Origin of the sequence: Psychrobacter sp. S4(2024), from assembly GCF_036861305.1 — a bacterium.
GTDB classification, from domain to species: domain Bacteria; phylum Pseudomonadota; class Gammaproteobacteria; order Pseudomonadales; family Moraxellaceae; genus Psychrobacter; species Psychrobacter cryohalolentis.
In genome coordinates this window covers 464,375-476,646 of record NZ_JAZAQR010000003.1, presented here as the reverse complement: position 1 = coordinate 476,646, position 12,272 = coordinate 464,375, and the positions used below count along the sequence as shown (strand labels likewise).

Annotated in this window: 10 protein-coding genes; 6 read left to right on the top strand and 4 right to left on the bottom strand. The window is 40.5% G+C overall.

The genetic code is table 11. The features are described 5' to 3' along the window. Positions 1–41: 41 nt before the first annotated feature. Together VLA57_RS09885 and sohB are read right to left on the bottom strand one after the other, a co-directional pair. Entirely contained in the window at positions 42–1,292 is a 1,251-nt protein-coding gene (locus tag VLA57_RS09885; protein WP_333954895.1) for an acyl-CoA dehydrogenase family protein, read from the bottom strand. A gap of 247 nt (positions 1,293–1,539) precedes the next feature. Next, complete coding sequence (sohB, locus tag VLA57_RS09880) at positions 1,540–2,520, bottom strand: protease SohB (RefSeq protein ID WP_133104247.1); 981 nt, start codon at positions 2,518–2,520, stop codon at positions 1,540–1,542. Between the two features lie 363 nt (positions 2,521–2,883). Between sohB and aspS the strand changes: the two genes are divergently transcribed. From aspS to VLA57_RS09860, 4 genes are all read left to right on the top strand, one after another. Then, positions 2,884–4,710, top strand: a complete 1,827-nt coding sequence (aspS, locus tag VLA57_RS09875; protein WP_133104246.1) for an aspartate--tRNA ligase — start codon at positions 2,884–2,886, stop codon at positions 4,708–4,710. Positions 4,711–4,777: 67 nt separating this feature from the next. Next, positions 4,778–5,704, top strand: coding sequence for a lysophospholipid acyltransferase family protein (locus VLA57_RS09870; protein ID WP_133104245.1), 927 nt, complete (start codon positions 4,778–4,780; stop codon positions 5,702–5,704). A gap of 105 nt (positions 5,705–5,809) precedes the next feature. After that, positions 5,810–6,610 carry a glycosyltransferase gene (locus VLA57_RS09865; protein ID WP_133104244.1) on the top strand — a complete coding sequence of 267 codons (801 nt, stop codon included), beginning with the start codon at positions 5,810–5,812 and terminating at the stop codon, positions 6,608–6,610. Positions 6,611–6,670: 60 nt separating this feature from the next. Then, positions 6,671–7,513, top strand: a complete 843-nt coding sequence (locus VLA57_RS09860) for a hypothetical protein (RefSeq protein ID WP_133104243.1) — start codon at positions 6,671–6,673, stop codon at positions 7,511–7,513. 61 nt (positions 7,514–7,574) lie between these two features. On the opposite strand, the gene VLA57_RS09855 is transcribed toward VLA57_RS09860, so the two are convergent. Then, a complete protein-coding gene (locus VLA57_RS09855) occupies positions 7,575–8,627 on the bottom strand; it encodes a glycosyltransferase (protein WP_333954860.1) in 1,053 nt (350 codons plus the stop codon). A 305-nt stretch (positions 8,628–8,932) separates the two neighbouring features. Between VLA57_RS09855 and VLA57_RS09850 the strand changes: the two genes are divergently transcribed. After that, positions 8,933–10,498, top strand: coding sequence for a glycosyltransferase family 2 protein (locus tag VLA57_RS09850; protein ID WP_133104242.1), 1,566 nt, complete (start codon positions 8,933–8,935; stop codon positions 10,496–10,498). After that, positions 10,499–11,272: a glycosyltransferase family 25 protein gene (locus VLA57_RS09845; protein WP_133104241.1), complete on the top strand. Its 774-nt coding sequence runs from the start codon at positions 10,499–10,501 to the stop codon at positions 11,270–11,272. A gap of 9 nt (positions 11,273–11,281) precedes the next feature. Here the strand turns inward: VLA57_RS09845 and VLA57_RS09840 are convergent, their stop codons facing one another. Beyond that, positions 11,282–12,262 carry a glycosyltransferase family 4 protein gene (locus VLA57_RS09840; protein ID WP_020443378.1) on the bottom strand — a complete coding sequence of 327 codons (981 nt, stop codon included), beginning with the start codon at positions 12,260–12,262 and terminating at the stop codon, positions 11,282–11,284. Positions 12,263–12,272 lie beyond the last annotated feature (10 nt).

Here is a 12,272-nt window from a genome sequence, read left to right as displayed (position 1 = left end):
AGCTTGTTTTGTATTAGTTATAGATACAAATCTAAGTTACCTTAAGATTTAGCAGGTTTCGACGAACGACTAAAACCTTGACGCTTTAGCTCAAGTTTCGCAATCATGGTTTTATGCACTTCATCAGGACCATCGGCTAAGCGCAGCGCTCGTGCTTGAGCAAAGAAACTCGGCAGCATCGTATCTTGGCAAACGCCCATGCCACCATGAATTTGAATCGCCATATCAACCACTTCTTGTAAGACTGTCGGTGCGACGACTTTAATGGCAGAGATTTCAGTCAATGCTGCTTTGGTGCCTTGCGCGTCCATTTTTTGTGCGGCATATAGAGTCAGCAAACGGGCTTGGTCAATCTTAATACGTGCTTCAGCAATACGCTCAAAGTTACCACCCAGTTGTAGCAATGGCTTACCAAAAGCCGTACGCTCCATACCGCGTTTTACAGCCAGCTCTAGCGACTTTTCAGCGGCCCCAATACAACGCATGCAATGATGAATGCGACCTGGCCCTAGGCGACCTTGCGCAATCTCAAAGCCCATACCTGGGCCACCGATAAAGTGGCTCACAGGTACACGTACATCATTAAAGCTGACCTCACCATGCCCGTGCGGTGCATCATAATCGCCAAATACTTTTAGCATGCGCTCGATATTAACGCCTGCAGTTTTTGCTGGAACCAATACCATCGAATGCTGATGATGACGGTCTTTAGTTTCATCAGGGGTGTATGCCATCACAATCAAAATATCAACTGCTGGGTCGCCAAGACCGGACGACCACCATTTACTACCATTGATAATAATCTCATCGCCATCGACAACCGCAGTCGCCTGCATGTTGGTCGCATCACTGGATGCCACCTCAGGCTCAGTCATACAAAATACCGAACGCGTTTTACCTTCCAAGATTGGCGTCAGCCACTTATCTTGCTGCTCTTGTGTACCATAACGCCACAACAGCTCCATATTGCCACTATCAGGGGCATTGCAGTTAAATACATAAGGTGCTAGTAAACTGCGGCCTGTCAACTCTGCAATCGGTGCATAATCGGTAACCGAAAGGCCAGCACCTAGGATGTCATCCGGCAAAAATAAATTCCATAAACCGGCTTCACGTGCTTGCTTACGTAAGTTCTCATACTTTTCTGGCCACTGCCAATTTTTCCAATTACCATCAGGATTTTGCTGATGACAATCTGCCCAAAACTGCGCTTCAATGGGCTCAATATGGGTTTCGATAAATGCTTGTACTTGGGCATGCATGGCTTGACCATGTTCTGTCGCTGTAAACATCAAGGCATTGCTAGACATAATGATTTCCCTATCCTTATTAATTATCTCAATCACATTTTTATAAAAAACTTCATAGTGTACGTACGTAAACTCTGTATCGTATTTACCATTTATAACACAGCGATTATTTTTAAACAGCAAAAAGGCGCGACCCGTTAGGACACGCCTTTTACAAAATACAAACAATGCACGAATTCAGGTTAGAACTTTAAAGATCAGCTATGCACTAGCCTTTTAAAACTTAAAACTACTTTAAGATATTTAAACGACTATTAAAGTCAAATCGTGCTAGTGCCTCTGGCAGCTTATCAACCGCCATGCTGACGGTCGCTTCTGCAGCTTGTGACAGACCTAGCTTTTCTGCAAGCGTTGGCTTTTGACGTGAATGCAGCGCGTACACTTCGTTATTTTCCATACGCTCTAATAGATAGCTGTCTGATGTCTGTAATTTATCTACCAAGTTCAAATGCAGGGCATCTTCACCATACCAATGTTCGCCTGTTGCGACTTTATCTACATCAAGCATACCGCGGTAACGATTGACAAAGTGCTTGAACAACTCATGGGTTTGCTCTAGCTCTTCTTGATATTTGGCACGATCTTCGTCGTCATTTTCACCAAATACAGTCACGGTACGTTTGTAATCACCAGCCGTAAACATCTCATAATCGACATCATGGTTTTTGAGCCATTTATGGAAATTGGGCAGTTGTGATACCACACCGATAGAGCCAATAATGGCAAATGGTGCCGCCACAATATTATCCGCTACGCAGGCCATCATATAGCCACCACTAGCTGCAACCTTATCAACGCAGACGGTGAGTTTCAAACCAGCATCTTTTAGACGAGCCAATTGTGCGGCGGCTAAACCATAACCGTGTACTACGCCCCCACCAGACTCTAAACGCACCACCACTTCATCGCCTTTATTCGCCGTGCTTATTAGCGTGCTAATCTCTTCACGCAGGTGTTTAACAGCAGTGGCTTTGATATCACCATCAAAGTCGAGTACAAAAACTTGTTGCTTGCTATCGCTATTTTTTTTCTTATTTTTGGTTTTCGCTTTTAGGGCTTGTTTTGCTTTTTTAGCCAGTGCTTTTTTGAATTGTTTGAGGGCAGCTTTACCTTGAGTCGCCTCCATCAGGTCTTCACGGCGTTGCTCTTGGTTTTTATTCAGATGGATAACTCTTAGCTCAACAGGGTTTTTAGAGGGATTAAAAAGCATGAGTGCGATTCCTTAAATGATTAAGACGGTCTTAGTGTAATTTTATAAGTTAGGCTGATATGCGCACGCGCGCTTATCTTTTCAAGCAGAGGAACAATATTTAACCTAATGCAATTGTTACGGCATAAATACGGCTTATAGCCATCTTTACTGAGCTTTGATTGGGCTGATTCGGTTGTATAACAAAGGCAGATTAGGCATAATATACGTTTACACCAAATTTTCTGTAGCCAACGTGATGACTATTTGTCTTAATCGCGTTGTTTGCGCTTCTTTTAACTAAACTAGTTATTATCTAAAAGAAGCGTAACGATGGCTGCATTATTGTATTTCGAATTGGGCTGACAACTGGATAATTATATTATGACGCATAGCGAATACCGAGACGAATATTGCGGAGCCGTAACCGAAAGCTTAATTGAGCAAACCATTAGTGTCGTAGGCTGGGTACATCGTCGTCGCGATCACGGTGGCGTGATTTTCTTAGACATGCGTGACCGCGCTGGTATCTTGCAGGTCGTTGTCGATCCTGATACCCCAGAAGCGTTTGCTATTGCTGATGCAGTACGTCCTGAATATGTAATAAAAATTACAGGTCGTGTCCGTCAACGCTACGCGGGTACTGAAAACGCGAACATGACCAGTGGTCACATCGAGCTGTTGGCGAAAGAAATCGAAGTGCTTGCAAAGTCTGAAACTCCGCCATTCCCATTGAATGATGAGAAAAGTACGGTCTCAGAAGATTTGCGTCTCAAATATCGCTATCTTGATATGCGCCGTCCACAAATGCAAGATCGTATGGTATTCCGTGCGAAAGCCACCTCAGCGATTCGTCGTTATTTAGATGATCATGGCTTTTTAGACGTAGAAACCCCTATCTTGACTCGTGCAACGCCAGAAGGTGCTCGTGATTATCTTGTGCCTTCACGTACGCGTCCGGGTAACTTCTTTGCCTTACCGCAGTCGCCACAGCTGTTTAAACAGTTATTGATGGTCGCAGGTTTTGACCGCTATTATCAAATCGCTAAGTGCTTCCGTGATGAAGATTTACGTGCTGATCGTCAGCCTGAATTTACCCAAGTCGATATTGAGACTTCTTTCTTAAATGAAGAAGAAATCATGAATATCAACGAAGGTCTGATTAAGCATGTCTTTAAGACAATGATGGACGTTGAATTTGAACAGTTCCCACGTATGACTTATGCTGAAGCCATGCGTGATTATGCTTCAGACAAGCCTGACCTACGTATTCCGCTTAAATTGATTGACGTCGCAGACTTAATGAAAGACGTTGATTTTAAAGTGTTTGCCGGTCCTGCCAACGATCCTAAAGGTCGCGTTGCTGCCCTACGTATACCAGGTGGTGCTTCATTAAGCCGCAAGCAAATTGATGCGTATACCAAATTCGTTGGTATCTATGGTGCACGTGGTTTGGCTTATATTAAAGTCAACGATGCCAGCAACATCAATAACGGCGTGGATAAAGAATCTGGTCTACAGTCTCCTATCATTAAGAATATGACTGATGATGTATTGGTCAGCCTGATTGAGCGTACTGGTGCAGAAAGCAACGATATTATCTTTTTTGGTGCGGATAAAGCCAGTGTGGTCAATGATGCCATCGGCGCCCTACGTCAAAAGATTGGTTTAGATTTAGAAATGACCACTTGTGAGTGGGCCCCACTTTGGGTAACTGACTTTCCGATGTTTGAAGAAACTGAAGATGGTCGCTGGACCTCAATGCATCATCCATTTACTAAGCCAAAAGGTTCGGTTGAAGAATTAAAAACCAATCCTGAATCTGCCCTTTCTATCGCTTATGATATGGTATTAAACGGTACTGAAGTGGGTGGTGGTAGTTTACGTATCAATACACTTGAGATGCAAACAGCCGTATTTGAAGCATTGGGTATTGATGATCAGGAAGCAGAAGACAAATTCGGCTTCTTGCTTGATGCGTTAAAATTTGGTGCGCCGCCACATGGTGGCTTGGCATTTGGTTTGGATCGCTTAATCATGCTTATGGTAGGCGCAAGCTCTATCCGTGACGTGATTGCCTTCCCAAAAACCAAAACTGCTGAATGTCCATTGACACAAGCACCGGCTGAGGTAAATACCAAGCAGCTACGTGAGCTTGGTATCCGTGTCCGTGAAAAAGTACAAGCTGACACCAGTAAGTCTGCTGAATAAATAGTCTGATCATGCGAAGCTATTTTTTACAGTGCTTGTTATGTGATTCATCACTGTGTGAATGGTCATGAATCCGTATCATATTTTCAAAATCGTGCCACTGTCTGTCTTGCAGATGCTGGCACGTTTTGTTGCGTGGATAATCTTAAGGATGCCAAGCGCTAGTATCATGCGCACGGTTAAAATCAATATGGCACTGATTGCCCCTACGTTATCTCACCTGCAAAAACAAGCATTAACCAAAGAGATTATCTATCATCAATGTTTAACCAGCATTGAGTCAATCAAAACCTGGGCGATGCCACCTGATTGGAGTATCACTCAAATTCGTGACGTTCATAATAAAGATATTTTACTTGATGGACTTGCTAGTCCTAACGGCATGCTCGCGATCGTACCGCATTTGGGTACGTGGGAGATGATGAATGCTTGGCTCAATCAATTTGGCTCGCCAACCATCATGTATAAGCCCGTAAAAGGTGACATTACCAACAATTTTATATTGCAAGGTCGTGCCCGCCTCAATGCGACATTAGTACCGACGGATGGTAGCGGTGTAAAAGCAGTATTTAAAACACTCAAACAAGGTGGTTTTAGTATTGTCTTACCTGACCACGTTCCTGACCCATCAGGCGGTGTCATCGTGCCTTTTTTTGGCATTGAAACGTTGACCAGTACTCTCGCCTCCAAACTTGCTAGTAAAACCAAATGCGCACTGGTCGGATTGGTATGTATTCGCCGCGACGACGGGCATGGCTTTGATATTTATTGCTATAAACTCGATGACCCAGCATTATATGATCGCAATACTAAAACAGCAGCTTATGCACTCAATCTAGCAATGCAACGTATGATTGAAGACAATTACAGTCATTATATGTGGGGTTATCGACGCTTTAAGCATATCCCTATGATAGACAACCCTTACAACACTGATGAAGCTAATCTAGCAGCATTCATTCGCACACATCACACTAAGGTCGATAATAAATAAAATCGATACAGTGAAATCCGTACACTACTGATAGACTCTCAATTCTATTACTCTTTATCAATTTTTTAAAAGTTAGCCCCTTATTTATATAAATATGAGTGCACTATGGCAACTGACATGAATCAAAATTTACCAACCAATCAAACGCCAACGGACAGTAAAAACTCTGATCAGCGTTATATCATTTGTATGAAATGGGGTGATAAATATGGTGCTGAATATGTTAACCGTCTTTATAACATGGTGCATCGTAACCTAACTTTAGATTTTCAGATGGTTTGCTTAACCGATGACAGTACTGGTATCGATCCTGCTGTTATCTGCCACCCTATCCCTGAGCTCAATCTACCTGCAGGACCTGAGCGTGGTTGGAAAAAACTGACTACGTTTAAGCCCGAGCTTTACGATTTAAAAGGCGTTGCATTATTTTTAGATATCGATATCGTTATCGTTGATAATATTGACGGCTTTTTCACTTATGAAGCTGAGCATGAAGATAGCGTCGTCATCATTCGTGACTGGAAAAAACCGTGGCGTATGATTGGCAATAGCTCGGTATACCGCTTCAATATCGGTATGAATACGTATCCTGATTTGCTCGCAAATTTTGAACGTAATTTTGAAACTATTCGTACTCAAGTTCGTCATGAGCAAGCATATCTGTCCAATTATTTACGTGAGCATCATCATTTAGAGTATTGGGACAAAGATTGGTGTGTCAGCTTTAAATACCAATGTATTGCGCCCATTCCGTTTAATCTAGTACGGGCACCTACTCTGCCAAATGATGCTAAAATCGTTATTTTCCATGGTGAGATTAATCCACCGGATGCCATCAATGGCGGCAGCGGTAAATGGTATCGTCATGTGAAGCCGAGCCCTTGGCTCAAAGAATATTGGATATAATTTAATCATCAAACCAACATTACTTTAAAATATCTGGAGTTGACATTGGGATTGCCTCCTATGATTGAGTTTGATGTTGGTAATCAGCCTTTCCCTATTTACGCATTTAACGCAAAAGAAACCCAACAAAACCTTGACCGACAAGCTGTCAATATCATTGCTTCAGGTCCCTCTATTGCTGAGGTAAATTTTATACCTTTACTAGATACAGCCACGATTTTTATTAATGGTAGTATTAGTCTCACCGCTCAGTATAGCTTTAACAAAGTCGTCGGTTATGTCATTAGTGATGCACGTTTTATCCTCCATCAGCCCGATATATTAAACAAATACTACACCGGTCAGCCCTTATATGCCACCTTGGCAGTATTAGAAGCATTGGTCAGTGCCCATCCTGAAATCATAAAAAAATATCATCATAAGATGCGTATTATCTATCTTGTTGACAGACCGTGGGGTGTTAAAGGAAATGATTCAGAATTTAGTCTTTTGCTGTTAGGTAAGGAGTCACGATACCAAGCGCTCAATAGAAAAACGCCACTATCAGCATTTGCTAAGCATGCTAAATTTGTTATCGATAGCTATCATCAGCCATCACCTATCGGGTTGTCCTTAGACATCACTTACGGCTTTGTAGAAGCTGGAACAGTGGCTTATGTAGCAACGCAGCTGGCTTTCTCCCGTGGTGCAAACGCACTGCATTTATATGGTGTTGATCTACTTAATAGTAACGAGCCGCGGTTTTATGAAGATAGAGAGCGTAGCGCGCCCACGACGCTAAATAATGTCATCAGCAATACTATTGTACCGTCATTTAATTTATTAGCCAAAACCTATCAACAATATGGCGTGCGTGTTACCAATCACTCTCCTATCTCTAAATCACTTTTCGACTTTAGTTAATATCATTTACTATTGATAGCGAAAAATCTAAATACTGCTGTGCAATATGTTTTGGTAATAGCTACTGATTTAACGGCGTTATAAATTGATTCGCATTATCTAATGCCTGACTTATTAGCGCTGCCAACCCTTCGATATCATCAATAGCAACTAAGTTTTTCTGTGGTAACAGCTCTCTTGGACCAAAGGGGCAATCCGTACTAATAACAGGTACATTTAAGGCTTGCGCTTCGACGATAACATAACCAAAGCCCTCGTACTTAGAAGTCATGACGAGCAGTGCGGCTCCCGCAATCAACGGATAAGGATTGGCATGAAAGCCTAAAAAATATACTTTATCCTCAATTTTTAACTCAATCGCTAATTGTTTTATTTCATCTTCAAGTCGACCTTTACCTACCAAAACCAATGGTAGCCTACGCTCTGTTTTGGCATAGGCGTGCAGTAAATCACGATGACCTTTCATAGCGTCAAACGAAGCGACATGAATAATATAACCTTTATCAGTCAAGCCAAACTCTTCAATATGAAAATGTTCACTGGCCAATTGCTGAATTTGACTGACATCGCATGGGTTATAAATTGTCGTGGTTCTGTTTAAGTTACCTATTAATGCCAATAAATCTTGGCATGCGCCTCCACTGACACAACTACACGGATGAGCACCATAAACCACTTTTAAATGACTTATGGTTTGAGCAGGTATGGTTGTTAGCTTTTCTTGAAACTGTTTGGACACTGCGGTGTGCAATACGTTCACTATATTTGGTAGCTTACTATATGCCATAATCCAATTAACCTTGTAAATATTGGCCAAGATTAATTTAGGTGTTCCGATATTTTTTAGTACATATTCATCAATGCGCGCTGCAACCTGTTTATAAGCGGGGGCTTGCTCAGTTTCTATATTAAAAAGCGGCTGATTATAAGGGACGATGTGGTAATGCACGCGAGAATCTAAGCACATATCTGTCGTATCTTCTAGGCAAAGCACATGGACATCATAATCCATATCTATATAGGCACGCGCCAATGTCGTGACCATACGTTCTGCACCGCGCCCTTCTAACGCTTTTAATATTAGTAAAATAGTTGGTTTATTGCTAGTTATCATAGTAACCCGTCTTTCATACTTGTGATGCCTATCTTGGTATAATAAATAGCCGTAAAATAATTGTTTAATATTGCAGCGCTCTACCTTTGTATGCTAGTCTCCTCTATTTTTATATTACGAACAAGCATCTATTAAAACATTTTTTTATTCATTCGCTAATACATTTGTTATTGTCTAATTAAACTGTAGGCTACCATTTTTTAGGGTATTAGCCCTTATTTTGATGCAAATCTAAATCACTATCTACAGGAGCATATGATGTGAATCATGTAAAAAATATTAGGTCATACCGCTTATCAGTAGTAATGATAGTTAAAAATGAAGCCAAAAACCTTGCTATTACTTTACCTTCTCTGCAAGGATTGGCTGATGAAATCATCGTATTAGACTCAGGCAGCACCGATAATAGCCGTCAGCTCGTAGAGCAATATGGCGGAACATGGTATGTCAATACAGATTGGCAAGGATTTGGCAAACAACGTCAATTGGCACAGTCATATGCGACCGGTGATTGGATTTTTGCATTAGATGCTGATGAAGAAGTTACTCCTCAGCTTAAAGAAAGTATACTAAAGATCATCACACAAAAACCTGATAATACAGTCTATGGTATTAAGCGTATTGATTGTATTTTTGGGCACGAAATTGACCCTAGCTATTGGGCAATAAAAGCACACTGGCGTTTATATCCCTGTCACTTTTATTATAATGAAAATCTAGTCCATGAATCTGTCGTCCTACATAATGCTATTACCAAGACATTAGATGGGTTTATGCGCCATCATACAGCCGAAACGCCACTATTTTGGCTACAAAAACGTTTAGATTATGCTAAGGCGTGGGCTGAGGATCGCCATAAAAAAGGTAGAAAAATTAGCTTTTATAAAGTTATTTTCAATCCAATTTGGGCATTTATTAAGCAGTACCTAATAGATGGACGCTTCTTAAAAGGCAAATACGGACTCATATATTCGCTGCTATTTATGCAGTATACCTTTAATAAATACGCTATTTTATATGACCTAACATACAATAAAACAGAGCAAGCATTTATAAAATCGTTGGAAATAGCTGAAAACTTACAGCCAGTAGACGTATCGAAAAAACAAAGCAGCTTGTCTTTAGTAATGATTGTAAAAAATGAAGGCAAGCATTTACAAGCATGTTTAAAAACAGTACAAGATATTGTAGATGAAATCATTATTTTGGATTCTGGTAGCACAGATGACACTAAAGCCATTGCCCTACAGTATGGTGCTAAATGGTACGTCAATGAGCAGTGGCAAGGCTTCGGCAAACAGCGACAGTTGGCACAATCTTATGCTACTTGTGATTATGTCTTAGTACTAGATGCAGACGAACGCCTAGAGAATAATTTAAGACACTCTATTGCTAGGTTATTAAATGAGCCGCTACAGACTGATAGAGTATTTAGTGTGGCTCGAGTCAATCAGTTTTGCGGCGTCGAAGTACAGAAACGAATATGGTATACGGATAAACTGGCACGATTATATGCCAATAGCTTATTTAAATACTCTAATTTAGACGTTCATGAATCGTTAGATCAAAAAGGCGTTCCAAGTGAGGTATTGAAAGGTTATCTATTGCATATTACCAATGATAATTTACACCATTTTTTGATGAAAAATGTGCGCTACAGTCATGATTGGGCAAGAGAAAAACATCATAAAGGTAAAAAGGTAACGCTTTTAGGCATGTTATTACGTTCTTGGTTTTCTTTCTTTCGTGAATACGTCATGCGTGCTGACATATTAGGCGGGGCTTATGGCTATATTTTGGCTTTCGCCTCATTAGGCTACACAATGGATAAATATATAATGCTTTGGCAGCTTAACCAAGGAAAAGATTGAATGCAGAACCATGTCATCAGCCTAACAACCGCGACTGATCGTCGTCAGCACATCATTCAAGAATTTACAAAGCAAAACATCCCTTTTGAATTCTATGATGCGATAACAGTCTCTCAATTGACGGAAGTGTCTAAAGCATTAGGTTTACGCTTGGCAGAAAGTGAGCGTTTATCACCTATAGAAAAAGCTTGTTTTTTGAGCCATGTTTGCTTATGGCAAAAAATAATAGACGACAATCTCGAATATATGTCAATATTTGAGGACGATATATACTTAGGAGAAAATGCTAATAATTTTCTCACTGATAATCAATGGATATTAGATAACTTAATTGACATGGATATTATCAAATTAGAAATAGTATTTGAAAAAATTCATCTTGATAAAGCATCGATTAGCTATAAGGATCGGTGTGTCTCTCGCTTAAGAAGCTCTCATACTGGAACAGCTGCTTATATAATCTCAAAAAAAGCAGCTATTACCCTGCTTCAGCATGTTAGATCATTAAGTGCAAACGACTACATAGCAATAGATCACCTGATATTTGGTAAATTATTAAACATTACATGTGTTTATCAATTATCCACTGCCTTAAGCATACAATCGACTATTTTAGAGCCAGAGAACCCCACTTTGGAAAGTGATATAAGCAAAGCTCGTTCAGCACATAATAGCAATATGCTTAAAAACCCAAGAGAATTAAATCATTTTTTCAAAAAGATTAAACGTAGTATCGGTAAACGTATGTTTTACACTATCGTCCCTTTCGACTAATTCACTAAATCAGTCTCTCATTTTTAATCTTTCTTTAATATTTGCTTTGGCTCTTGGTTTAGTTGCATTAAGTACTTCGCCTGCAAGCACTTTTTCATAGCATTCCATATAGCCTTTTGCCATGGCAACATGACTAAAATACGTCTGCGCATGATGATGACAAGCACGTCTATCAAATCTATCAATATTTTTAGTCGCCTCAACAAGCTCGGCATAACTGTCAGATAAAACACCAACATCCTCTTGCGTGATGATATCTGGTAGAGACCCAAAAGGTGTTGCCAGCACAGGACAACCCAGATATAGGCTTTCAATGACTGCCAATCCAAAAGGCTCATGCCATAACACGGGAAAGAGCAATCCTTTGGAGTGACGGAGTAACTGATTTTTTTGCTCACCACCGACCATTCCATGGAAGGTCAGTTTTGAGGACGTATAAAAATAAGGGTTCCGACGGATGTTAAAACGATCGCCGCCTAATACATGTAGCGGAATATCCGCTTGCTGCGCTATTTTCACAGTTCCTTGCAGGTTCTTAATTCGCCAAGAAGCTTTTGCTAAAAAATGGACATAGTTTTTAGGATTAAAGTCTGGCTCGCCATAATCATTCCAATACAAACCATTATGCACATAGCAATTGGCATTATAGTTTTCCGCATGCTTCTTTGATAAATAGATCGTATTGACAGGGTATTCTTGTTCAATCTCGCTGTTACTGTGTTCAGTACACACAAATGGAGTATCGATATCATTATCATAGCGAAAATGAAAGTGAATGATATCTGCCCACCCTTCTATTTGCTTTTCTAAAGGCAGTTGCTCATCAAAATAGACCGCATCTTTATGTGAGCTTTTGTGCTTGGTTAAAAACCTGACTTCATGCCCTAGTGATTTTTGTCCTTGATACAATCCCCATAACACTCGTTCAGTACCACCATAATCTTTGGGTGGAATACTTAACTGAGTCAAAAGTACATGTAATATTTTCATCATTTAACCT

Coding starts and splice junctions, on each gene's coding strand:
- VLA57_RS09885 (WP_333954895.1), bottom strand. CDS start 1,292: ATGTTTACAGCGACAGAACATGGTCAAGCCATGCATGCCCAAGTACAA.
- sohB (WP_133104247.1), bottom strand. CDS start 2,520: ATGCTTTTTAATCCCTCTAAAAACCCTGTTGAGCTAAGAGTTATCCAT.
- aspS (WP_133104246.1), top strand. CDS start 2,884: ATGACGCATAGCGAATACCGAGACGAATATTGCGGAGCCGTAACCGAA.
- VLA57_RS09870 (WP_133104245.1), top strand. CDS start 4,778: ATGAATCCGTATCATATTTTCAAAATCGTGCCACTGTCTGTCTTGCAG.
- VLA57_RS09865 (WP_133104244.1), top strand. CDS start 5,810: ATGGCAACTGACATGAATCAAAATTTACCAACCAATCAAACGCCAACG.
- VLA57_RS09860 (WP_133104243.1), top strand. CDS start 6,671: ATGATTGAGTTTGATGTTGGTAATCAGCCTTTCCCTATTTACGCATTT.
- VLA57_RS09855 (WP_333954860.1), bottom strand. CDS start 8,627: ATGATAACTAGCAATAAACCAACTATTTTACTAATATTAAAAGCGTTA.
- VLA57_RS09850 (WP_133104242.1), top strand. CDS start 8,933: ATGATAGTTAAAAATGAAGCCAAAAACCTTGCTATTACTTTACCTTCT.
- VLA57_RS09845 (WP_133104241.1), top strand. CDS start 10,499: ATGCAGAACCATGTCATCAGCCTAACAACCGCGACTGATCGTCGTCAG.
- VLA57_RS09840 (WP_020443378.1), bottom strand. CDS start 12,262: ATGAAAATATTACATGTACTTTTGACTCAGTTAAGTATTCCACCCAAA.